Genomic DNA, 23515 nt, shown 5'->3' with positions numbered 1-23515 from the left:
AAGATTATTTATCAAGAATTTCAAAACTAGAGTTCATACTTTTAAACTCTGGTACTATTTTTTTCATTTTGGAAACAATATCATCGTTATCAAAAAATTTAGAGATTCCTATTAACTCATCGATTTCAACATGTAGCGTTTCATATTCATCTTGAATTTCTTCAGCAATCATGATTTTGTTATGATACGTTGGTAGCGTTTTTGATGTATCATTTAATAATTCTTCAAAAAGTTTTTCTCCGGGTCTTAGTCCAACAATTTGAATCTTGATTTCTTTTTCTGGAATAAATCCTGCTAGTTTTATCATTTTTCTAGCCAAATCAATAATTCGAACTGGTTTACCCATATCAAATATATAAATTTCACCTCCATTACCCATTGCACCAGCCTCAAGCACTAATTGACATGCCTCTGGAATGGTCATAAAATATCTAATAATATCAGGATGTGTTATCGTTAGTGGACCACCTTCTTCAATTTGTTTAGTAAATAAAGGAACTACCGATCCATTTGATCCTAATACATTTCCGAAACGAGTTGTAATAAATTTTGTAGTATCGTTTCCTTTTTCTTTTTGATTTTTAAGATGTAGTGACTGCACGTATTTCTCAGCAATTCGCTTGCTTGCTCCCATAACATTGCTAGGGTTAACAGCTTTGTCTGTAGAAACCATTACAAACTTCTTTACCTTATATTTACAGGATAGATCGGCTAAATTTTTAGTCCCTTCTATATTTGTCAATATAGCCTGAGATGGATTTTCTTCCATTAAGGGCACATGTTTATAAGCAGCTGCATGAAAAACGACTTGTGGACCATAAACTTTAAATACCCTCTCCATTGCTTCTTTACTTTTCACATCAGCAATTACAGCATGAATTCGGCAACTCGAAATTATACTTTGAGTTTCTAAACAAAGACTATGTAGTGGAGTTTCTGCTTGATCTAATAAAATTATCTTTTTAGGATTAAAACCAATTACCTGTCTTACAATTTCACTTCCAATTGATCCTGCAGCACCTGTAATTAAAATAGTTTTATCTTTTAATTGTTTAGATATAGATTTGCTATCTAATACAATGGGTTTTCTTTCAAGTAAATCTTCAATTTGAATATTCTTTACCTTTTGAGAAATTTCTTTTTGGTTTTCCCAATCCGAAATTAAAGGTACAGTATATACTCTATAATTGAATTCTAAGCACTGATCTACAATAATCAATTGTTCATCCTTAGATAAGCTTTTATCTGCAATAATAATACCCTCTGCCGCAACCGAACGCATTAATGCAGGTAATCTTTTCTTTTGAACCAATATTGGTAAGTCCAACATTCGCTTTGAAGCATTTTGATTGTTTTTATCGACAAAACCTACAATTTTAAAACGAGAAGGTGTTTCAAACTTTAATGCATTAGCAACCGATATCGCATTGGCATCAGTTCCATAAATAACAGTTCTAATGAGTTGACTATTATTCTTTTCAGCAAAATAAAGTTCAAACGTTTGTTTAACAACTACTCTATATAAAAACAAACCACAGAATGAAAGCACTATGTTTATAAAAAGTGCTGTATTCAAAAATGCCTTATCGCCATGATATAGTTCAAATAAAAAATTAAAGAATAAGAAAACGACAAGAACTGACATTTGTGAAAACAACAACTTAACTGCATCAATGTATGATGAATGCCTAATTATACCCGAATAGGTCCTAAATAGCCAGAAGAAAAATATATTAACTCCTAAAAGTGAAGCAACAAAATAAAATTCATGATGTGTTATAATGTAACCTAAACCTGTACCCTTAAATAATAAATAAGTAAAAGTAAAAGAGAAAATCAACACCATAACATCCATAAAAACGATAATCCACCTTGGTAAATAACTCAGATTATGAATATTAAGCCTCAAGTTGGTTATAGAAAAATACTTAGCAAATAAAATTGCTAGATTGGTTGGTTTATTATTCAAATTAGTTGGTCTTAGAATTAGTAAGTAACATAGTACTTACAAAAGTACAAAATAATAGATTTAAAAATTAAATTTTAACGCTAGCTCTTTTTGGTTTTAAAAAATCCATTAAATAAGCTCCATACCCAGACTTAACAAGGGGTAATGCTAGTTGTTCAAGTTGAGTATCATCAATAAAACCTTGCCTCCAAGCAATCTCTTCAATACAACCAACTTTTAAACCTTGGCGTTCTTCTAAAACCTGAACAAACTGCCCAGCCTGCATCAAACTATTAAAAGTTCCTGTATCTAGCCAAGCTGTTCCTCTGCTTAAAATTCCAACTTTTAAAGCTTCTTTTGATAGGTAAACTTTATTCACATCGGTAATTTCATATTCTCCACGTGCACTTGGCTGAATATTTTTTGCTATTTCAACAACGGAATTATTATAAAAATACAACCCTGGAACAGCATAATGAGATTTAGGGTTTTCTGGTTTTTCTTCAATTGAAATCGCTTTAAAATCTTGATCAAATTCTACTACTCCATAACGTTCAGGATCCGAAACATGGTATGCAAAAACAACTCCTCCTTTTGGTTTAGTGTTGGAACGCAAGAGTTCTTGCATATTGGCTCCAAAAAATATATTGTCTCCTAATATTAGAGCGACATCATCATCCCCTATAAATTCTTCTCCAATTACAAAAGCTTGTGCTAAACCGTTTGGAATAGCTTGCTCCGCATAACTGAATTTACAACCCAGATTTTCTCCATCTCCTAATAATTTTTTAAAATTTGGTAAATCATGAGGCGTTGAAATAATTAAAATCTCATTTATCCCTGCCATCATCAAAGTTGACAACGGGTAATAAATCATTGGTTTATCATACACAGGCATCATTTGCTTGCTCATTGCAAGTGTTAACGGATGCAATCTTGTACCAGAACCTCCTGCTAAAATAATTCCTTTCATTTTTTTAAATTAAATCAATTTATACTAACAAAAAAGCAGCAACTATAACTGTGCCATCATTTTTTTCAAACTCTCTTTGTAACTTGGAACATCTACACCGTAGACTTCCTTAATTTTATTTTTATCTAATAAAGAAAAAGAAGGACGTTTCGCAGGAGTAGGATATGCTGAAGAAGGAATTCCATTTACTTCACAATTATACCCTCCAATATTTTTTATAGCTATTGCAAATTCATACCAACTGATTTCCCCTTCATTCGAATAATTATAAATTCCAGGAATCCATTTTTCAGATAAAATGATTTTAATTATAGCTTCTGCTAAGTCAGCGGCGTAAGTTGGCGATCCGATTTGGTCATTTACTACACTTATCGAATCTCTTTCCTGCATTAATCGCTGCATTGTTTTCACAAAATTGTTTCCAAATTGGCTATAAACCCACGATGTTCTTATTATAATAGCATTGGGATTTTCTTGTAAACAAACTAACTCCCCAGCTCTCTTAGTTTCTCCGTAAATATTTATAGGTTGCGTTGGAGCTTCTTCATCAAGAGCTACTGAAGATGTTCCATCAAAAACATAATCTGTAGATACATGAAGCAATTTAATTTCATTTTTAGCCGAATATCTCGCTAGTACTCCTACTGCCAAATTGTTAATTACATTAGCTAAATCTTTCTCTGTTTCTGCTTTATCAACCGCTGTATAAGCACCACAATTTAAAATAATTGTGGGTTTTATATCATTTAATTGTACATTAAGTAGATCTAGATTATCTAAAGTTATAACAGTCCTATCCGCAAAAATCCATTGGAATTGCGGGAAATTTAATGACAATAGAGAAAGTTCAGATCCTAGTTGACCATTTGCTCCTGTTACAAGTATTTTTTCCATTAAAACAAACTATTGCAATTATCAATAAAAGGAAGAATTTGATCTTTTTCTGAAACAATTGCACCCTCTAGATTCATTCCCCAATCAATATTTAATGATGGATCGTCATATTTTATTCCTCCTTCAGAATCTTTATTATAAAACGCATCACATTTATACATTACTGAAGCCGTTTCGCTTATCACTGAGAAGCCATGAGCAAATCCTTGAGGAACTAACAATTGTTTTTTATTTTCTGCAGATAGTAATATACTAAACGCTTTACCATAAGTAGGCGAATTTTTCCTTAAATCAACTGCAACATCAATTATTTCTCCTTCTAAAACACGCACCAATTTAGTTTGTGCAAATGGTGGGTTTTGATAATGTAAACCTCGTAAAGTTCCTTTTTTTGAAAAAGATTGATTATCTTGAACAAAGTCAATATCAATCCCTAAATCATTGAACTTGGTCTTGCTGTATGATTCAAAGAAATACCCCCTTTCATCGCCAAAAACTGTTGGCTCAACAATTATTAAATCTTTTATAAATGTTTCTTCAATTTTCATATTAAAATATAATTCAAATTTTATTAAAAAAAGTCTTTATTACTTTTTCAATTCTATTTCTATCTTCATTTGTAAGTTTTGATCCTGAAGGTAAACATAGCCCTTTATTGAATAAATTTTCGGCATTTTTTTCTCCATAATAGGGATATTCTAAAAATAGAGGTTGCAAATGCATCGGTTTCCAAAGTGGACGTGTTTCAATATTCGCTTCTTCAAAAGCCAACCTTAAAGCCTCTCTGTTAATTTTCTCATTGCAATCATCTTCAATCAAAATTGTACTCAACCAATAATTAGAAAAATAATCCTCATTTGGTTCTTCGAAAACAGAGACTCCATCTATATCGTTGAATACATTTTTATAAAAATCATGTATTTCTCTACGCAAAGTAACGCTTTCATCCAAAACTTCAATTTGCCCACACCCTATTCCTGCAGAAATGTTACTCATTCTATAATTATAACCTATTTCACTATGCTCATAATGCGATGCATTATCTTTAGATTGAGTAGCATAAAAAACTGCCTTATTCTTTAATTCTTTTGAATCACAAACTAATGCACCTCCATTTGAGGTTGTAATGATCTTATTTCCATTAAATGAAAGTACACCAAAATCACCAAACGTACCACACTCCTTACCTTTGTAACGACTACCTAGTGCCTCTGCACTATCTTCTATTATGGGAATTCCATAACGCTCAGCAACTGCATGAATCTCATTTATTTTATATGGCATCCCATACAAATGAACTGTAATAATAGCTTTAGGCTTCTTCCCTTTTGTAATTCCATCTTTAATTGCAACTTCAAGAAATTCTGGACAAATATTCCAAGTATCTAGTTCACTATCTACAAAAACTGGAATTGCTCCTTGATATAATATAGGATTGGCAGATGCAGCAAATGTCATACTCTGACAAATTACTTCGTCTCCCAACTTTACTCCCAATAAAACTAATGCTAAATGAATGGCTGCTGTCCCTGAGTTTAAAGCAGCTATAGAAACTTTATTGCCAAAATAGCATTGTAACTTATTTTCAAACTCATCAACATTTGGTCCCCCAGAAGTAATCCAAGAATCATTCAGTGCTTCTTGAATATATTTTTCTTCAAATCCACTTTGCTGTGGTAATGACAAAAAAATTCTTTTGTTATTCATTGATTATCCAATAATCAGAAGCATAACGGACATCATCTTCACTAACATTTGCTAATGGCAAAGTCGAAAATGAAATTAATTTAGAGTTTTTCTCCAATGCCTGAATTGCATTAGCATATCCTGCAGGAATATGAACAATTTTGCTATCGGAAACAGAAACAGTAACAGTTTCAATTAATAAATGTTTAGAAGGATTCTCCCAATTATCAATTTTTACGAAATGAATTTTGAAGCTTCCGCTTATACAATAAAAATTTTTAGCATCTAATTTATGTCCTTGCCAAGCACGAATAGGATTACCATCTGAATTACTAATAATATAAAACCTTTCAATAGCTGCAAAACTAAAATCATTTACATACGAAATAGTCCCACGATGGTCTGAGAAATTTCCTCCTTGAATTATTTTTGGAATCATATAGTAACTTTTAAGCCGTTTTTATTCAACAAATAAAATTTCAATGAATAGATCAAAAGTAATGGAATAATAATAGTTACAAATAATAATATATCATCAACCTTTTGATATAAAAACACAACCAAACCCGAAACTGCAGTTTGTACAATTGCGTAATATAAAGCAACCACTCTATGCTGAATTTTATATTCGTTACTTAAAACTTGATATAAGTGCAAACGGTGTGCTTCAAAAATATTTTGCTTTAAATATAGTCGATGCATGATCGTACCTATTGCATCCACTCCATACACAGCCAAAAAAAGAAGCCAAATAAGAGAGTTTGTAACAATAATAAGTTTCAATACTAAATAGATTACCCAAAAGGCAATAGCAATACTTCCTACATCTCCAGCAAAACACTTAGCTTTTTTTCTATAATTAAAAAACAAAAAAACTAGACTAGCTATCATTGCATATTTTATAAAAGTACTATCTATAAATAGTTGAACCTTTGTATTTACATACAACAATGCTCCCATTACAACCAAAGTATACAAACCTGTTATTCCATTAATACCATCCATAAAATTATAGGCATTTATTAATCCTATTGCAAGAATGTAAGTGATCGCAACTCCCCATATCGGCATTAAGTTAAAGATATCTAAATCATAAAAAATAAGTGTTATCGCTGTAAAATGGATTGAAATTCTAATTTTATTTGATAAACTCTGTATATCATCCCAAAAACTAACCAAACTAACCAAAGTTATCCCAGTAAAGAAAAAATAGTTATCCTGTATGTGTTGAACGAAATATAGCAAAGAAGAAAACCAAAAAATGATTCCACCCCCTCTTAAAGTAACTTCTGTATGAGAACTTCTGTCATTAGGTCTATCTATGATGTTAAATCGGTTAGCTACTTTAAAATAAAGCAGCATTATAATCATTAAAAGGATTCCTAGTATTGTATAATTCATATAATTTGTTGTTATCAAAATCGGTTAAAAGTCTATAATCATTTTCGTGTTATATTTAATCTTTCTATTCTAGTTGTTATTAATTAGTTTTAAGAACTACGAAAAACAACATTCTCCTCGTTCGTTTAATTATAATATAAACTAATAACTTATTAAAATCGTGCTCATAAAAATATTAATAATGAATAATCATAAAAGGTTAACTGAATTTAATTAGATTAGATTGCGTTTAATTTATATTCTTTGCATTATCCCAATTTTCATTTAAGAATGACCCTAAAATATTTTTATATGGTATAAATTTGGGCATATTAATATTCTGCCGGTCAAAATCTTTTTTTAATCCAACTAAAAAAGCACCGAAATAAAGAGCATAGAAAAACAGAAAAATAATACTTCTTTTACGCCCACTTTCAAGAAAAATTAATTTTGTCAAAATTATGATCTCAAAGATTCTAAAGTATGTAGCAATTCTTGCTGAGTCAGAGTTTTTAGAACATAGATTTAAAAAAATAATAGAAAAGCAATATAAGATCAACAAGTGTTTATCATAATTTTTTTTTTCTTTAACATATTTAAAATAAAAAAGAAAAAAAATCCCTTCCAGATTTATAATAACTAATTTAATTAACCCAACTTGTTCTTCTTTATTTGAAAAATAATACAAGTATCTATTATTTTCAAAAAACACCCTGAAAATCTGAATAAAATCAAATCTAGACAAGAGAAAAGAAGCGATAATTAATCCAAGTAAATATCCTGTTTTGAATTTGTCATAAAACTTAAAAACAAAAAGAAAAAGAAAAAAAGGAATTAGACAACTTCTATGAATAGATACACCTAAGAACATTAATAAAAAATAAAATAAATATCTTTTATTAATTAAATAATAGAATGCATAAAAACTAACTGCTACAGCAAAAGATTGTCTAACTAAACTAAATGACGTTAGATACAAACTTGGAATCAGAACATAAAATAATAATGCGATACTGGAATTCCCTGTATAATTTTTTATTCCTAAAATAACAAAGTAACAAGTAAAAAAAGAAAAAAAGAAAAAAAGATAAGTAGGACTGAGGCCAAGCCATCTAAACAAGTTCATAATAACAACAAACCCAAATTCAAAATCAGAATCACGAGTTTTCTGAAGATACCAAGAAACATAACTATTATAATCAACACCTATTTTTTCTCTAAATCCTGATACTAAAATTAATACTGTGAATGCCAAATATTCGAATATTTTTATCTTCGATTGATAAAAATATTGTGTCAACAATAGGAATGTAATTAGTAAGAGAAATGCAATATAAAAAACCACAATTTAAAGCTTAAAAATTATATTTAAAATGAATACTAAAATCATTTTCAGTTTTTAACCTGCTCATTCATCACTTCTTAATACTCTTCTATATAGTATCAAAATTTACTAAAAAAGCTTCTCTTTCTTAAGATAATTCAAAACTGGTTCGGGATCCCAATTTAATAACGTTCTTGCTTTTGAATCATTAAAAGTTAATTCTGATATTATTTTTTCTACCTTCAACGAAGTAATTGGAGATCTATCTCCTAAAAAATCTCCTATTTTTCCAATAAACTTGGTTAAACTCAATGGTAAATTCAAAGATTTTTTCCCTGATATAGCATAACTTAATTGATTAAAACTAGGATTAGTTCCATCTGTAAGATTATAAATTCCGCCTACAGCAGCAACAATTGGTATAAATTTAGCTACATCACGAGCTAAAACCATACTTTTTTTTGCTTTCCCTCCATCTATGTTAAAGTAATACCCTAACTCAATTGCTTTAATCATAGCTCCCAAATTACCTGGCGGATTCTTTCCTACTAATAATGGCAATCTCAATATAGTACATTTAACATCATTATCCAGGCACCATTTCTCAACTAATTTCTCTGCTTTAATTTTACTAATCCCGTAAGGATCTTTGGCTAGTAGTGAGTGCCCTTCAAGAATATCACTCCCTGTTTCTTGTCCATAAACAGAAACTGAACTAATAAAAACAAATTGTTTAGGCAACTCTAATACTTCTAAACTTTTAAGTAAGTTTTCTGTCCCTGTAACATTTACTTCATGAAAAGCTCTTATTTCAGGTTTAGTTTTGGGCAAAGAATGAGCTTTGCCTGCTGAATGAATTACCAAATCAAAAGATTCCGTAAATTTAATCATTCCCTCCTCTAATACAGCCTTGTAATTTCCTGATTTACGAGATAACTCAATAATTTGATGCTCATTTTTAATTGTTTCAAGAATAATCTTACCTAGAAACCCTGTAGATCCAGTTAGTAATACTTTCATTTTTAAGTTTTATTTTAATCCGGAAATTTTATTTAAATCATTTAACATACTTAAAAAAAGATTTACTCAGTGCAATCATTAAATAATATAAGGTTTGTGGTATTGAAAGTTTTTCATTCTTACGATAAATTTCATAATACCATTTAATAACTTTAAATTTATTTGAGGAAACTGAAGATTTTCTAACGCGGTATTTAGCGAGAACGTGTCCAACATTTTTGGCTATATATCCTTTTTTTAATATACTTAACCAAAAAACATAATCTTCATGTCCTTGCTTTGTAAAATATAACTTGCTTAGTTTTTCACTATCAAAAATCACTGTTAAACAAGCTATTACATTTCCCTTTAATAAGTCTTTATAACTAACCTCATTTGGTGCAATTATGAATCTTTTATCAGACTGTCCTTCTTCATTAATTTTTTCATAATCGGAAAAAACAATACCTACTTTTTCATCATTAAATAATGGAATCTGCAATTGGAGTTTATCAGAATTCCATAAATCATCACTATCCAAGAAAGCTATAAATCTACCGGAAGCCATTTCTATACCTATATTTCTAGGAATAGTAGGTGACCCAGATGGCGAGTTAGTCTTAAAATATTTTATTCTATCATCATGCTTAGAAAAATCTTCAATTATCGATTTGGAATTATCTGTTGAACAATCATCAACAATTAGCATTTCCCAATTATTATATGTTTGAGCTATTACTGATTGAATTGTTTCCGCGATAAAACTTTCGGAATTATATAAAGGAGTTATAATAGATACTTTATGGCTCTGCATAAGAAAAGATAAAATATGTTAAAAAATTAATGACGTATTAAGGAGCTAAAAAACTTTCGAACTTATTATATCCAAATTCAGCTGAAAAATTACTTAAATAATAATTACGAGATCTCAAATTAAATTTTTCACTATCTAATTTCTCTATACATCTAATGAAATCTTCTGATTGGTTACAAACATAACCCGCTCCAAATTTCTCGATGTTTTCTATGCCTGCAAATGCCTCCTGTGTACCAATAATCGTTTTTCCGTACATTAAGGCTTCAATGGTTTTAGTTTTCATACCTGATCCTAATCTTACAGGGTTTATAACAAAACTAGCTCCTTCATAATAGGGCCCCAAATCATCTACAAAACCATGAATTTCTAAATTTGGATTTTCAGCATGCTGTTCAAGTAGTACCTCCATTCCAGTACCTATTACTACTAATTTTGACTTAACAAAAGGTAATACATCTTTAATGTACCAATTTACAGCATCAATATTTGCAAAAAATGAACTCCCAACAAATAAGTGATAACTATCCTTGACTTCTAATTGGTGAAAGCTCTTAAAGTTATCTGCAATTGTTATTGGAATAGTAAGATCTGCATTTCTTCCATAAATTGATTTCAACAAATTACTATCAATATCGGTAAGACAAATAATTTTATTTGCATACTTTATTATCTTTTCTTCATTCCTTTTGGCATAACCAACCATCAGGTTATTTAAAAAACCATCTACTAAAACCTTATCTTTATAATACTTAACCTCAACATTATGAAAAAAAGCAATTATTTCAACATTAAATTTTTTTAAAAGACTTGCAAAGCCACCAAGTAATGAATGATCAATAAATATATAAGAAACATCATTTGATAATATTGCTCCCTTAATGCTATTATAAACTTTATGAGAGTACCCCCAAGGATTGCCAAGGAGTATGTTGAAAAATTTATGAAAAATTGTTTTATCTGACAAATAAAATTCAGTAATTTTTCCATTGCTCATTCTCTTCAGTATTTCAACATTTCTTTTGGAAACAACTGCCCCGCCATCTACTGAATTTAATGCTCTTCCGATATAAATAATATGTTTGTTTTCCAATTTACTCTGTAATATATTTAAATCCTATTTAAAAAAATTATTGAAATCCGGTTCTAGCAAGTTTAGATTTTTAAAGTAATTCTCATTACTATCATTATTCAAATTATCAATAGTTTGAATTAATTCTTCTATGTTTGAAAAAAAAGGATCATAATTAAAAAACTCAGTAAAAGATTCTAAAATGTCAATTCGTGAAACTGCACAGGCCTTATTATTAGCAATACACTCTAATAAGACTCCACTCACTCTGTATCTAAAACTTTCAGGATAAGCTAAAAGTATAATATTAGACTTCAAAAACAAATAATCATAAGCTTTCTGATTTAAATAACCATTAATTGCAACAACATTGGGCATGATTTTTAACTCATCATTTTTATAAATAAATAATATGCTCTCATCTTCAAGATATTTGATAAAATTACGAGATTCAATTAGTTCATTAATAAAAGCTTTATCAGAACTACTTTCAGAAGGAGAGAATATTATTTTTTTATATTTTTTAAATTCTGCAATTATATAAAAAAGTGAATCTTCTTTTATTTCATCATTGAATAATTTTGAACTAGGGAGACCGTGTGGTAACATATGTATATCATAACTCCCCTTTGTAGCTAAGTATTTTTTTGTTTTTTCATCAAGCACAATTAACGAATTGGCTCTTAAAACCCAATTCAAAAAGAAAAATTTAGATTTGCTTTCATATGAATTACTTACATTAATATGATTAATTAAATAACTTTTAGTAATACCCGAAAATGCAAAAGATATTTCTTCAAAACTTGAAAAAACTACAAAATCATACTTTTTAAAGTTGACAAACATTTTTATGAGGAACAATCCATATAAATAAGCAATCCTATTAACTAATTTACCATAATCTCTTTTAAATAAAGCTTTAGGGATTGAATATACAACTTTCGATTTATCAATATCTAATTTATTCTCATAGTCTTTAACAAAAATAAATTCCAGATCATATCCGGCTTTCGCTAAACTTTTAATATAAATATTATTAAAATTAACATGACCATTTTGCAATAAAGGATCAATGTATAAAATTCTATTATGCTTGTTCATTTTGGGATTTTAAATAAAATTCTGAACTAAAAAGAAGTAACATAGCAATAATACCAAATTGAACATTATAATAAAATGTAAATGCTAACCATGGTATAGCTGCATATGCCATGAAGTTATGTTTGATCATTTTGGCATATTTGATAGTCAATCTAAAAATCAAAAAAAGTCCGATTAAGCCATTTGCCAATGGTATACTTGAAAATGAATCATGAACACCACCATATTTATTGTTACTTATCTCTACTGCTTTATAAGCATTTACCAAATCTAAACCAGCCAATAGTCTGAAATCATCTGAAAAATAGGAGCCATATCCTTTACCAAAGAGTAAATAAACCGGATTACTAAAAAGCTCATTAAAAATACTCATGATCTCGATAATTCGTACTCGTGGTGATTCAGGAATTAAATAAATCCCATCAAATCCCTGGAAAACATTTATTAATAATGTAACATTCTCTAATTTATATAAAAACAAATTATACTCAGAATCTTCAATGTATGAAGCAAACTTGATAACTACAAATATTAAAATTGGAATCATTGCAAAACGAAGCGCACGTTTTCGCTTAGCGATATTTATACCGGTTGTATGTTTATTAAAAGCTGTCAATAAAAACATTATTAAAACAACCCCCATAAATATAATCCCTTTTCCTCCCATTCCTCCATCCATTAGAAAAAAACCGGTTAATAAAAAAGAAAACAAAGGCAAAAAAAAATTTTTTAAATGATAATATGAAAATATTAAAGCCATACTAAAATAAACCACTTCTATAAGTATCGACACATCGTCTGCTCCATATTGAGATGAAAATCCTAATATGTAAACAATTAAAGCTGCTATTGGTGCTGCGATCATCACCTCTAACAACATCTTATATAATTTACCAACAAATGAATAAAAAGGCATTCTAATTAAAACAAATGCTGTGAAAAATAGCGTTAGAATATAAGAGGTATATAATACAAAATACTCAACATAATATTCTAAAAATATTAGGCCAAAAATTCCAAGCAAAATTCCCGATACTCCAATAAATATTATAGTTTTATAAAGTGAATAGAAAACAGAATTGAATGGTACCTGAACCTTTAATCGTAATGTTCGTATAAAAAAACTAAACATGATTATATGATAAATTCCAATAGGACCAATCAGTTTTAATTTGGAATAATTGAAAAGTCCATAATGACTATCTTCAGGATTAGTTATCTGTGAAAATGGTATAGCGAGACATGTTATTGTAAAAACGATATGAAAAAAAAATGCTTTTTCCGTATTCCCTTTAGAAATAAAATAAACAACAGCTATTATTTCTGGAAAAGAGACTAAAATACCTGTTATTTTTTCATGCGTCAATGAATTTCCAATAATTAATAGTATATACAAAACTATATTTCTATACGAAAATTCACTCATAATTTAATATTAAAATTCTCTTTTAAAACAGTTAACACCTCATCATGTTTCACATTATGAAAAACTTTCACAGGTAGCATCTTAAATTTGTACTTAATTTTTTGTACTATAAAACCAGCTGTTTTTTTGCAAAGCTCTATTCCGAAAACCAAATAATTTAAGGGATTATATCCACAATATTTCAAAATGTAACTTAAAATTTTAGGCTCTAAAAATGGTTCGTAAACCAACATTGCGGTATACAAAGCAATTAAATTTAACTTCTTATTAATTCTATAGGCTTTTAAAACTTCACTTGTAGTTTGAGGATAAATTGTCTTTTCAGACCATATTCTTGGAATAAGTGGATTCCAATTATTCTTAATTTCTGGTCTAAGAAATGGTAATTTATCTACATCTCCAAAATGCTTTTTTAATGCTGTCCAACCTCCTCCACTATTTTTTGAAGCACCAAAAATACTTACTGGATAATTTAAATGATAATACTCTTCAATATTTATAGCTAAAGATACTGCAAAATCAATATCTGGGCAAGATCCCACTATATACCTACCTATTTTAGATTGCAATTTATCAAGTTCAGATCTTAATACGATTCCATGATAGAATCGAGGTAGCATGTCATAGGCCATAGCTCCTTTTGATAGGGTTTTATTTAGCTCAAACATAGGGTCAAGCTTTGTAAACTCAAGCTTTTCGTATGCATCTGGCAACCAAAGATTACACGATTTATGGTAGTAATTTTCGTTTTGAAATATTACTGACTCCCACCAATACGAGCCGGGATTATATATTAAACATTTTATAGATCTACTATCTACAATGTCAACAATTTCAAGAATATCTGGGCAGATAAAATCATCATCTCCAATAAAAATCAGATATTTACCTGTTGAATTAATAATAGCTAATTCTGTATTATCAGCAATAGGAATAGATTCTTTATTATAAAAATATTTTATTTGTTGATTATTTTTTTTAGAAAGATATTGTAAACAAAGCTCATTATTATCGGAGTTATCTTGCACAATTACTTCGTAAGTATATTCTTTACTTAAATTATCTACAATTGAATCTAAAACAGGCAAAAGGGTTGAATACCTATTTTTAGTAGGTATAATTATAGAAAGTAAAATTTTATGCTTCTCCATCATTTATTAATTGTCTTTTATTTATCTTATATTCTGGATTCATTTTATTGAAGACCAGTAGGTTCACAGCTAAAGAAATAAGCCCAATAATTGTAGAATACAAAAACACAAAGTATCCTTTTTGCAAATTGATTGTTAAAATATAACCTACAGTACCAACTAAGGCTGTTATTAATAAGGGAATTAGTGTCCCATTTATTAACCATCTCCTAAACTCATTTTTTAAAAATTTGGAAATTATAAAATACCCCAAATAAAAGTAAGCGACCACATTCATTATAAGCCATGTATAAGTAGCACCAATTAATCCGTATTGCTTAACAAAATAAATTAGAGCAGGTATTATACAAATTATTGCCACGATACCTAACGTCACATTTGTCCTCGTATGCCCATTTGCAATTGCAAGATAATATGGCATAAATTGAAAAGATAAGAATACCGAACCTACTAAAAGTACTTTTGCAACATTTTCAATTTTACTAGCAATGATAATATCATTAGTCCAAATAAAAAGAAAATCTTTAGTAAAAAGAAACAGTAACATCCCTCCTGTAGTTGCTAAAGTTGATAATATAAAGGTATTTACATGAAATAGCTTTGTAATTTTATCTTTTTCAATCCTTTCAGTGTACTTCACCATTCTTGGTAATATAGCCACTGCAATAGGAGTAATTATTAATTCCGGTATTTGTGAAAGAATACCAGCAAGTGCATAATAACCAAATTCTTTTAATGATAATAATTTGCTTATCACTAATTTATCAATTTGAGTGTTAAAAGAAGAAATTATAGCCATTAACATCATTCCTCCGGCAAAACGTCCAACAGTTTTTAAAACATTCTTGTCAAACTTATATCTTAAATTAGTCTTAACATACTTCCACAAGTTAAATCTTGCAATAAAAAAGAAGATAATATTTATTGAAACCTGCCATATAAAAAAAGTCAATAACGTAGGGTAAAAATAAAGAGGTATAAGAACAACTCCTGAACGGAAGAAACTACTCGCAACTTGAATTCCATTAGATAAAACTTGTTTCTCTAATCCTATTAAGCCACTAATTTGCAAAGTGGTAAATAACTGAAAAGCAATACTTACCCCCATTAAACTTACATATGTAGATAAATCACTGCTAGAAATAATATCGGAATTCAACCAATTCTCAGCAATAATATTTGAAAAGCTAAAAACAAAAAGCATTATAAATAAACAAATGGCCATATACACTCTTTCAATTGTAAAAAGCATATTCCCAATATATTGTTTATCTTCATTTCTCGCAATTTCTCTATTAAGGGTAGCTGATAGTCCCCCATCTGCAAAATACATGATAGTTAAAATTACTGTATAGAAATTAATTACAGCATAAGACTCAATCCCTAATAATTTTATATAAAATGGTATAAAAACAAAGACAGATATAATTCCCCAAACTTTACCAACATAATTGGCTATTATGTTTTTAAACATATTATAATATATAAACTTCTTTAATAATTAATAGCTTTCAATACAAAAACTACTGAATTGAATATCCACCATCAATTACGAAACTTTGTCCTGTGATCCATCTTGAATTTTTAGATATGAGAAATAAAATAGTAGGCACTACATCTTCAACTTCACCAAAACCCAATGGATGCATATTTTCAATCTCCATAATTTGATCGTCATTTATCTGACTGAATAGCTTTTTAGTCATCGGAGTATTAATAATTCCTGGTAAAACTGCATTAATTCTTATTTTTCTCTTTGCGAATTCTAATGCACCTGATTTAACGACACCTAATACAGCTGCTTTCGTTGCACAATACCCAATTTTTCCAGGTTGACCTAACGTTCCCATTACTGATGACAAAAAAACAATACCCGCACCATCATTACAGTATTTCTTTTTTGTAAAATGTCTTAATAATTCAATTCCTGAAAAAACATTTACATCAAATATTTTTCTAACCTTACTTGCAGAATATAAAGACAAAGGAAGTGTTTCCTCAACTCCGGCACAGTGTACTAAAGCGTCAAATTTTTGATTTTCTAAATTAAATTTTGAAAACAACTCATCAATTTGTTCTACCTGATTAAAATCAAAGTTAAAATTGAAAATCTGTGACTTATAATTTTGTATAAAAAAATCTATTTTTGAAAAATCTCTTCCAATTGCATATACTGTATGCCCAGCTGCAATCAACTGCTTTAATGTTTCGAAACCGATACCAGAAGTTGCTCCTGTTAGTAGTATAATCATTATTTTAAACCCTATTTCTAGTTAAATTTATCTAAGCCAATTCTTTCCATTAAAGAATTTACTGTTGTTATATTTTCTATATCATCTGAATTCAAAGTCACAGAAAATTCTTCATTTACTAAACCAATTAAAACCATTGCCGCCATAGAATCCCAGTCATCTAAGTCTTTAATATTGGTTTCACCATTTATTTCTATTTCAAGTTCTAAATCGTCTACTAGTCTTAAAAAAAATTGCTTTTTATTCATCATATATATTGTTACAAATTACTATCTATTGTTATTAAACCTCCTGCCCAAGACAATCCTACACCAAAGCCAACAATCGCTATATTTTGATTTTTGAATTCCGAATCCTCTGAATACTTTTTGAGCGCAATTGGTATTGTACAGGAAACTGTATTTCCTCCATCTTCTAAATTTACATAAAACCTCTCAATGTCAATTTTGAGTCTTTTACGCATGAAATTTAACATAAATGAATTTGCTTGATGAAAAACAAACTGATTTATATCATTGATTTCTTTTTTATTTTTTTCCAAAACTTCTTTAGTGAAACTAGGAATAACTTCACTGGTAAAGTTAAAAACTTCCGGGCCGTTCATATACAAATGATTGTCAGTGTAAATATTGTTTGAACCATAGTTAATTTCTTTTGCTTCTTTATTAAATGGAGCATTGCTACATCCATTTTTCACAATTAACTTGTCATATCCCGAACCATCTGTTCCAAATAAGAATTCTCCAATATGTTCTACTTCTGAGAAAGAAATCAATGTTGCAGTAGCTGCATCTCCAAAAATAGCTCTGTTTGAACGATCATCTGGATGTAGATATTTAGAATATGTTTCAGCTGTAACCAGCAAAATATTCTTTGCTTGACCAGAATTTATTAATCCTTTTGCCATACTAACTCCATAAACATACCCAGAACAACCTAAATTAAAATCAAGAGCACCAATATCTTTTCTTAAACCTAAATGATTTTGTAAAACGCAGGCTGTGGTTGGTAAAAAATATTCTGGACTTTGAGTACAATATAAAATATAATCAATTTCGTACCTATCTATTTTTTTAAATAATTTTTCACAAGCATTTTTTGCCAAATCAAAAGCAGTTTCATTTTCAGAAACCCAATACCTGTTTATTATCCCAACTTTATCCTCAAATTTTCTAAAATCATAATCTGGAAATTGATTTCTTAAATCAGTATTAGTGATCTTTTGTTCAGGAAATACATATTCTATATTCTTTATTACTGCCCCCATTTTTTTAATTAAGTTCTTACTATAATTAGATGTTTATTATGTCAAAAAGTAAAAAAATCATTTAGGACTAGGGATGAATCTTGCTTTGTTATTGTACAAAAACTTATAAATTGCTCTCTCTGATATCGAATTGGTTTTATTAAATGTTTTATCAGATAAATAAAAAATACTCTGAGATAAATCAAGTAACTTAGTTTCTGATTTTGTAAAAATTACATTTTGATCTTCTTTCAAATTAAAAAGAATCAATTCACTTTTGTCTACTTCTAATGTGAAAACTCCCTTATTTAGCTCTACAAACTCATACAACCATAATTTTAGCATATCAAACTTTTCATCTATCGTTTTTGGAAGGTAGAATTTAACATGCTCCATAATCTTTGCTGGACTCCCAGAATATGCTTTATCTGGCAACGTATCTTTAGTAATTACCGAATTAATTAAAGCTGTACTTCTTTTCCCAAGAACAATTCCTGAACCAACAACACAACTGCCAACCAACCAAACATCATCATTTATGATTGTTTTTCTCTTAGCAAAAAGTATACATCCTTCAATTTGTTCGCCGCTTGCTACGTGCGTCCAAATTTGAGAATACATACCCACTCTTACACCATTTCCTATTTCCAGTCCTCCCGCACCATCTAAAATCGTATTTTGTCCAAACCAGCAATTATGACCTATTCTCATCGAATCTTCTGGCATAATTAGCATATCATTATGAAAAACATTCCAATCACCAACGATAAACTCACCATGAATAAAAATTCTTGTGTTATCATTTATAATATTATTATCTCCAATAATTGCAACTGCATTAGGATTATTTCCCAAAATTTCGATTACAACGTTTTTACCAATTCTATTATGTTCTCCAAACACAACATTTGGATGTATTTTAGCCGTGCTATCTATTTGATTTGTACCCATTTATAATAATTTATTTTCAAACCACCAACCACAAGGTATTGCTAGAAAGTGTTTCATAAATTCATTTACTCCTTTTAAGTTATCCTTATTATTAAAAACTGAATATACATTATTATTAATATGAACTCCAGTAGCATAAAATCCATTATCCTTAAAATAATTAATGGCAATTTCTTTATCCTCACATAAAATACCATATACCCAGTAATTAGGCATGGTATTTTCAGTCAATTTTAGAGAATTGAAATTATCCATATTCATAATTTTTTGATCCCAAACAAATGCATTCTTTTTCTGCCGTAATAACAAATCTTCAATATCATCCATTTGTTTGGTACCCAAAAATGAATTTAATTCACTCATTAACCCGCCATAACCTTCTAAGCTAATGTCACATTTAGGATTAATTTCTCCATTATCAGTTCTAAAAATTGCTCTGTCAATTCCGTAGTCTCTAATCAATAAAGCTTTTTCATAAAGTTCTTTATCTTTAAAAACAATAGCTCCTCCGTCTATAGTGTTAGGTAATCTAACCGTTTGAAAAGAAAACACAGTTATATCTGTTCCTAGATTCCCAATTTTTTTACCTTTATATTCAGATCCAAATGCTTCAATACCATCATCAATAACAGGGATACCAAAAGAATTTCCAATTGTATTAATTTCATCTATATTTCCTAAATAACCACAGAAATGATTATGGAAAATGGCCTTGGTTTTATTTGTGATCTTAACTTTCAAATCATCAGGACACATACTTCCCGTCTCTGGGTTTATATCAACCCAAATAACTTTCAATCCTTTAACTGCAAATGGCTGATTAGATGCTAAACAACTTACAGGGCTAGCAATAATTTCATCACCTTTATTTAACCCTAATGTTGAAAGAACAATTAGCATTGCTAGATTATATGAACTTACAGAAAGTATATATTCACATTCTATAAAGCTCTTCAATTTATTTTCAAATACTTTTCCGTATTTTCCATAACCTAACTGTCCAGAATAAAGTATGCTACTAATTTCTGAATCAATATTATCAGACATATAAGGTTTATAAATTGGTATCATTACCAACCTTGTTTTATTAAACGTATCATCATATCTAAATCTTCCCTAGTAACCCACCAACCACACGGTATATGAACCATTTTACTGTAAAACAAATCCAAGTTTAGCAATTTTGCAGGATAGTCATTTAGGTAATCATGTAAATCATTACGTTTATGAAGTTCAGATGCCATTATTCCATTTTCGGACATCATTTTTACGAATCTATCACGATTTTCTACTTTTAAGGTATACAACCAATATGAAGGCTCTGTATCTTTATAGTAGTTTATCAGTTCAACTCCTTTTATATCTTTTAGTTGCTCATCAAGATACTTCCCATTATCGATATACTTTTGGACTAAATTATCTATATTTTGCAATTGAATTAATCCAATAGTTGCATTTACATTATTCATATGATATTTATATCCCTGAAAAGTAATATTATTATCCAGACGAGTCATTTTTTTATCCAAACCAAACCATCTGATAATTTTACCTTTTTCATATAAATCATTATCTAATATTTGTAGTGCTCCACCATCAATAGTTGTCAAGTGCTTAATCGCCTGAAAAGAATATACCGTAAACGGGAAATGGTTTCCGCTTTTCTTTCCTCTAAATTTAGCCCCCAATGCATGAGCAGCATCTTCAATAACAGGTATATTATATTTTTCTGATAATTCCTGAATTCTTTTTACATCAACAGGAATTCCAGCATAATCTACAACAATAATTGCTTTTGTTTTTGGATTTATTACTTCTTCGATTGATTCCGCCGAAATATTACCTGTATTATAATCAACATCTGCCCATCTTACCTTTGCACCAACCATTTTGATTGCCACATTGGTTGGTTCAGCAGTTAAAGCTGTACTTATAACTTCATCGCCTTCTTGTACCCCAGCTAAAATCAATGCTATATGTAGGGCTGCTGTTCCAGAATTTAAAGATAGACAATGTCCCCCTCCAATATATTCTTCAAATTTTCTTTCAAACTCCTCTACTGCTTCTCCTTGAGCAACATAGCCACTATACAAAACTTCTTCAAGTTTTGGCATTAATACATCACGAGGAGGAATACTAGTTTTTACTAATGGTAACATAAATAAATTATTGATTATAAGACGCTAATTCTTCTTGAATATAGTCTAAAGTTAATAGTAATTTTTTTAACTCTTCAACATTTAGCCTTTGTGTATTATCTGAATTGTACTCAGTATCTACAAGCTTAGGTCCATCTTCCTGAACATATTTAGTGTAATTCAAATCTCTAAAATCTGCAGGGATTCTATAAAACTCACCTAAATCATCGGCCTTAGCCATTTCTTCCTTTGCACAAAGCGTTTCATACATTTTTTCAGAATGACGTTCACCAATAATTTTAATCTCATTATCGGCATTAAATAATTCTTTTAATGCCTGTGCCAAATCTTCTATTGTGGCAGCTGGAGATTTCTGAACGAAGATATCACCTGGATTTCCATTTGTAAAAGCAAACATAACCAGCTCTACAGAATCATCCAACGACATCATAAATCTTGTCATCTTTGGGTTTGTAATAGTCAACGCTTTACCTTCTTTTATCTGTTTAACAAACAAAGGAATTATAGAACCTCGAGAACACATAACATTTCCATATCGAGTTGCGGTATAAATCGCATCAACATTCTTAACTCTAGAATCTCTAGCCTTCGAGACAGCTAATTTCTCCATAAACGCCTTAGAAATTCCCATTGCATTTATTGGATAAACAGCTTTATCTGTGCTGAGTACTACTACTCTCTCAACATTATTTCTTGCTGCAGCTTCTAATACATTTTCCGCTCCTAATATATTAGTCTGAACAGCTTGCATAGGATAAAATTCACAAGAAGGCACCTGTTTTAGCGCCGCAGCATGAAAAACAAAATTCACACCATTCATAGCAGCATTTATACTATCGAAATCTCGAATATCACCAATAACAAAATTTAATTTATCATTTTTATATTCAATACGCATATCTTCTTGCTTTTTCTCATCACGTGAAAATATTCTAATTTCTTTTAAATCTGAATTTAAAAAACCTCTTAACATTGCATTTCCAAAAGAACCAGTGCCTCCTGTTATTAATAAAACTTTATCCTTAAACATTTACTTTATATTTTAAATTTAAAACTTATAGTATTCTTAAATATAGTCATTGTACAATCTTTTTACAATCAAAAAAAGCAATATAAAGAAAGTAGCTAAAAAGGCTCCAAAAAAAACACCTTTTACTTTTCCGAACTTTTCTACACTTAAAGGTAAAATTGGTCCATCGATTATCTGAATTAATGGTGTTTCTTTTCGTAATGTTACTTTAGCTAATTCGGATTGTTTAACCAATTCAGTTAATATAACCGTATTTGCCTGAACATCTACTTGCCTGCGGGCTGAGGGCGCTCGTCTAACATTAAGAGCAGGATTCAAATTAAAAGTATTATCGTTTGCTACAGCTACGCCTGTTATAGCACCATTTAATGCTCTACGGATAGAATCAGTCTGTCTTTGTAAAATTTCTAAGTTTGTACGAGCTTTTTTGCTTTTAGTGTCAATGTAAAACTCGCCCACTTCTTTTACAAGTGCATTACAAAAGTATAAAGAGAACATTTCATCTATTGAGGATACCTCCATAGTTACAATAGCAACTTTCTTATCTTTTTGCGCTACTATTAAGGCATTTTTAGATAAACTCTGATAAATTAAACCTAAAATACTGTCCTGTGTTCTAACAAAAGATTTACGATCTGAATTTGGCAAGAATTGAATTGCTGACAGTTTTGGATTTTTTTTCCACTTTTCTCTCCATTCGTTATTATCAATATACATCTCAGCTAAAGAAATAGTTTTACCATTTACAGAAACAGGAGACATTAATGTTTTTTCGACCATCGATCTAGATTTAAACAACTCCGTTAAATTTGAACCTGTAAAAATACTTCCGCCACCATCGCCTAAATCCAATCCTAATGCACTACCTAAACCTAATGCACTACCTAAACCTCCAGACTTTTCAGTTTCTAAAACAAATGATAAAGTAGCAGTATATACAGGTTTTTTTAAATAAGAATATGTTAATCCTAAACCGCCTCCAATTATTCCTGCCAATACAATAATTTTCCACTTCAACAATAGATAGTTATACCATTCTTTTACTTTTAATAATAACTCTTTTAAAGAAACTTCGTTATTTTCAATAGGTGTATTATTCATTCTTAAGA

General features: G+C 29.5%; 23 protein-coding genes. All 23 read right to left on the bottom strand.

Translation table 11 applies throughout. The features are described from left to right. Positions 1-4 precede the first annotated feature (4 nt). Positions 5-1969, bottom strand: a complete 1965-nt coding sequence (locus QWY99_RS02470) for a polysaccharide biosynthesis protein (RefSeq protein WP_290260979.1) — start codon at positions 1967-1969, stop codon at positions 5-7. Positions 1970-2036: 67 nt separating this feature from the next. After that, complete coding sequence (gene rfbA, locus QWY99_RS02465) at positions 2037-2921, bottom strand: glucose-1-phosphate thymidylyltransferase RfbA (RefSeq protein ID WP_290260977.1); 885 nt, start codon at positions 2919-2921, stop codon at positions 2037-2039. Between the two features lie 42 nt (positions 2922-2963). After that, the gene (gene rfbD, locus QWY99_RS02460; RefSeq protein WP_290260975.1) at positions 2964-3815 is read right to left on the bottom strand and encodes a dTDP-4-dehydrorhamnose reductase; all 852 of its coding nucleotides are present in this window, start codon (positions 3813-3815) and stop codon (positions 2964-2966) included. Further along, complete coding sequence (rfbC, locus tag QWY99_RS02455) at positions 3815-4363, bottom strand: dTDP-4-dehydrorhamnose 3,5-epimerase (RefSeq protein WP_290260973.1); 549 nt, start codon at positions 4361-4363, stop codon at positions 3815-3817. Before rfbC ends, rfbD begins: the two co-directional genes overlap by 1 nt. Positions 4364-4376: 13 nt before the next feature. Next, entirely contained in the window at positions 4377-5522 is a 1146-nt protein-coding gene (locus QWY99_RS02450; RefSeq protein WP_290260970.1) for a DegT/DnrJ/EryC1/StrS family aminotransferase, read from the bottom strand. Then, positions 5515-5940 (bottom strand): cupin domain-containing protein, encoded by a 426-nt coding sequence (locus QWY99_RS02445; protein ID WP_290260968.1) that lies wholly within the window; start codon positions 5938-5940, stop codon positions 5515-5517. Before QWY99_RS02445 ends, QWY99_RS02450 begins: the two co-directional genes overlap by 8 nt. Next, positions 5937-6902, bottom strand: coding sequence for an MraY family glycosyltransferase (locus QWY99_RS02440; protein ID WP_290260966.1), 966 nt, complete (start codon positions 6900-6902; stop codon positions 5937-5939). The genes QWY99_RS02445 and QWY99_RS02440 overlap by 4 nt, the downstream gene beginning before the upstream one ends. Positions 6903-7131: 229 nt before the next feature. After that, positions 7132-8136, bottom strand: coding sequence for an EpsG family protein (locus tag QWY99_RS02435; protein WP_290260965.1), 1005 nt, complete (start codon positions 8134-8136; stop codon positions 7132-7134). Between the two features lie 198 nt (positions 8137-8334). After that, entirely contained in the window at positions 8335-9225 is an 891-nt protein-coding gene (locus QWY99_RS02430) for an NAD-dependent epimerase/dehydratase family protein (RefSeq protein ID WP_290260963.1), read from the bottom strand. Between the two features lie 37 nt (positions 9226-9262). Beyond that, on the bottom strand, positions 9263-10018 hold the full coding sequence (locus tag QWY99_RS02425) for a glycosyltransferase family 2 protein (RefSeq protein WP_290260961.1): 756 nt from the start codon (positions 10016-10018) through the stop codon (positions 9263-9265). Positions 10019-10055: 37 nt separating this feature from the next. Further along, positions 10056-11111: a glycosyltransferase gene (locus tag QWY99_RS02420; RefSeq protein ID WP_290260959.1), complete on the bottom strand. Its 1056-nt coding sequence runs from the start codon at positions 11109-11111 to the stop codon at positions 10056-10058. Positions 11112-11135: 24 nt separating this feature from the next. Next, the gene (locus tag QWY99_RS02415; protein WP_290260956.1) at positions 11136-12191 is read right to left on the bottom strand and encodes a hypothetical protein; all 1056 of its coding nucleotides are present in this window, start codon (positions 12189-12191) and stop codon (positions 11136-11138) included. Beyond that, the gene (locus tag QWY99_RS02410; RefSeq protein WP_290260954.1) at positions 12178-13617 is read right to left on the bottom strand and encodes a hypothetical protein; all 1440 of its coding nucleotides are present in this window, start codon (positions 13615-13617) and stop codon (positions 12178-12180) included. Before QWY99_RS02410 ends, QWY99_RS02415 begins: the two co-directional genes overlap by 14 nt. Continuing rightward, positions 13614-14768 (bottom strand): glycosyltransferase family 2 protein, encoded by a 1155-nt coding sequence (locus tag QWY99_RS02405; protein WP_290260952.1) that lies wholly within the window; start codon positions 14766-14768, stop codon positions 13614-13616. Before QWY99_RS02405 ends, QWY99_RS02410 begins: the two co-directional genes overlap by 4 nt. Further along, positions 14755-16242, bottom strand: coding sequence for a lipopolysaccharide biosynthesis protein (locus QWY99_RS02400; RefSeq protein ID WP_290260950.1), 1488 nt, complete (start codon positions 16240-16242; stop codon positions 14755-14757). The genes QWY99_RS02405 and QWY99_RS02400 overlap by 14 nt, the downstream gene beginning before the upstream one ends. A gap of 49 nt (positions 16243-16291) precedes the next feature. Beyond that, positions 16292-17020: an SDR family NAD(P)-dependent oxidoreductase gene (locus QWY99_RS02395; RefSeq protein ID WP_290260947.1), complete on the bottom strand. Its 729-nt coding sequence runs from the start codon at positions 17018-17020 to the stop codon at positions 16292-16294. Positions 17021-17037: 17 nt separating this feature from the next. Continuing rightward, positions 17038-17268, bottom strand: coding sequence for an acyl carrier protein (locus tag QWY99_RS02390; protein ID WP_290260945.1), 231 nt, complete (start codon positions 17266-17268; stop codon positions 17038-17040). Positions 17269-17279: 11 nt separating this feature from the next. Further along, complete coding sequence (locus QWY99_RS02385) at positions 17280-18287, bottom strand: ketoacyl-ACP synthase III (RefSeq protein ID WP_290260942.1); 1008 nt, start codon at positions 18285-18287, stop codon at positions 17280-17282. A gap of 57 nt (positions 18288-18344) precedes the next feature. Next, positions 18345-19217 carry an LbetaH domain-containing protein gene (locus QWY99_RS02380; protein ID WP_290260940.1) on the bottom strand — a complete coding sequence of 291 codons (873 nt, stop codon included), beginning with the start codon at positions 19215-19217 and terminating at the stop codon, positions 18345-18347. Then, positions 19218-20288, bottom strand: a complete 1071-nt coding sequence (locus QWY99_RS02375) for a DegT/DnrJ/EryC1/StrS family aminotransferase (RefSeq protein ID WP_290260937.1) — start codon at positions 20286-20288, stop codon at positions 19218-19220. It lies immediately after the preceding gene. Continuing rightward, positions 20288-21376 carry a DegT/DnrJ/EryC1/StrS family aminotransferase gene (locus tag QWY99_RS02370; RefSeq protein WP_290260935.1) on the bottom strand — a complete coding sequence of 363 codons (1089 nt, stop codon included), beginning with the start codon at positions 21374-21376 and terminating at the stop codon, positions 20288-20290. Before QWY99_RS02370 ends, QWY99_RS02375 begins: the two co-directional genes overlap by 1 nt. Before the next feature lie 7 nt (positions 21377-21383). After that, complete coding sequence (locus QWY99_RS02365) at positions 21384-22406, bottom strand: polysaccharide biosynthesis protein (protein ID WP_290260932.1); 1023 nt, start codon at positions 22404-22406, stop codon at positions 21384-21386. Positions 22407-22442: 36 nt separating this feature from the next. Next, on the bottom strand, positions 22443-23507 hold the full coding sequence (locus tag QWY99_RS02360; RefSeq protein ID WP_290260930.1) for a Wzz/FepE/Etk N-terminal domain-containing protein: 1065 nt from the start codon (positions 23505-23507) through the stop codon (positions 22443-22445). Positions 23508-23515 lie beyond the last annotated feature (8 nt).

Origin of the sequence: Flavobacterium branchiarum, from assembly GCF_030409845.1 — a bacterium.
Taxonomy (GTDB): domain Bacteria; phylum Bacteroidota; class Bacteroidia; order Flavobacteriales; family Flavobacteriaceae; genus Flavobacterium; species Flavobacterium branchiarum.
The sequence above is the reverse complement of the archived record's forward strand: the minus strand, read 5'-3'. Positions and strand labels throughout refer to the sequence as shown.

Coding starts and splice junctions, on each gene's coding strand:
- rfbA (WP_290260977.1), bottom strand. CDS start 2,921: ATGAAAGGAATTATTTTAGCAGGAGGTTCTGGTACAAGATTGCATCCG.
- rfbD (WP_290260975.1), bottom strand. CDS start 3,815: ATGGAAAAAATACTTGTAACAGGAGCAAATGGTCAACTAGGATCTGAA.
- rfbC (WP_290260973.1), bottom strand. CDS start 4,363: ATGAAAATTGAAGAAACATTTATAAAAGATTTAATAATTGTTGAGCCA.
- QWY99_RS02450 (WP_290260970.1), bottom strand. CDS start 5,522: ATGAATAACAAAAGAATTTTTTTGTCATTACCACAGCAAAGTGGATTT.
- QWY99_RS02445 (WP_290260968.1), bottom strand. CDS start 5,940: ATGATTCCAAAAATAATTCAAGGAGGAAATTTCTCAGACCATCGTGGG.
- QWY99_RS02440 (WP_290260966.1), bottom strand. CDS start 6,902: ATGAATTATACAATACTAGGAATCCTTTTAATGATTATAATGCTGCTT.
- QWY99_RS02430 (WP_290260963.1), bottom strand. CDS start 9,225: ATGAAAGTATTACTAACTGGATCTACAGGGTTTCTAGGTAAGATTATT.
- QWY99_RS02425 (WP_290260961.1), bottom strand. CDS start 10,018: ATGCAGAGCCATAAAGTATCTATTATAACTCCTTTATATAATTCCGAA.
- QWY99_RS02415 (WP_290260956.1), bottom strand. CDS start 12,191: ATGAACAAGCATAATAGAATTTTATACATTGATCCTTTATTGCAAAAT.
- QWY99_RS02410 (WP_290260954.1), bottom strand. CDS start 13,617: ATGAGTGAATTTTCGTATAGAAATATAGTTTTGTATATACTATTAATT.
- QWY99_RS02405 (WP_290260952.1), bottom strand. CDS start 14,768: ATGGAGAAGCATAAAATTTTACTTTCTATAATTATACCTACTAAAAAT.
- QWY99_RS02400 (WP_290260950.1), bottom strand. CDS start 16,242: ATGTTTAAAAACATAATAGCCAATTATGTTGGTAAAGTTTGGGGAATT.
- QWY99_RS02395 (WP_290260947.1), bottom strand. CDS start 17,020: ATGATTATACTACTAACAGGAGCAACTTCTGGTATCGGTTTCGAAACA.
- QWY99_RS02390 (WP_290260945.1), bottom strand. CDS start 17,268: ATGAATAAAAAGCAATTTTTTTTAAGACTAGTAGACGATTTAGAACTT.
- QWY99_RS02385 (WP_290260942.1), bottom strand. CDS start 18,287: ATGGGGGCAGTAATAAAGAATATAGAATATGTATTTCCTGAACAAAAG.
- QWY99_RS02380 (WP_290260940.1), bottom strand. CDS start 19,217: ATGGGTACAAATCAAATAGATAGCACGGCTAAAATACATCCAAATGTT.
- QWY99_RS02375 (WP_290260937.1), bottom strand. CDS start 20,288: ATGATACCAATTTATAAACCTTATATGTCTGATAATATTGATTCAGAA.
- QWY99_RS02370 (WP_290260935.1), bottom strand. CDS start 21,376: ATGTTACCATTAGTAAAAACTAGTATTCCTCCTCGTGATGTATTAATG.
- QWY99_RS02365 (WP_290260932.1), bottom strand. CDS start 22,406: ATGTTTAAGGATAAAGTTTTATTAATAACAGGAGGCACTGGTTCTTTT.
- QWY99_RS02360 (WP_290260930.1), bottom strand. CDS start 23,507: ATGAATAATACACCTATTGAAAATAACGAAGTTTCTTTAAAAGAGTTA.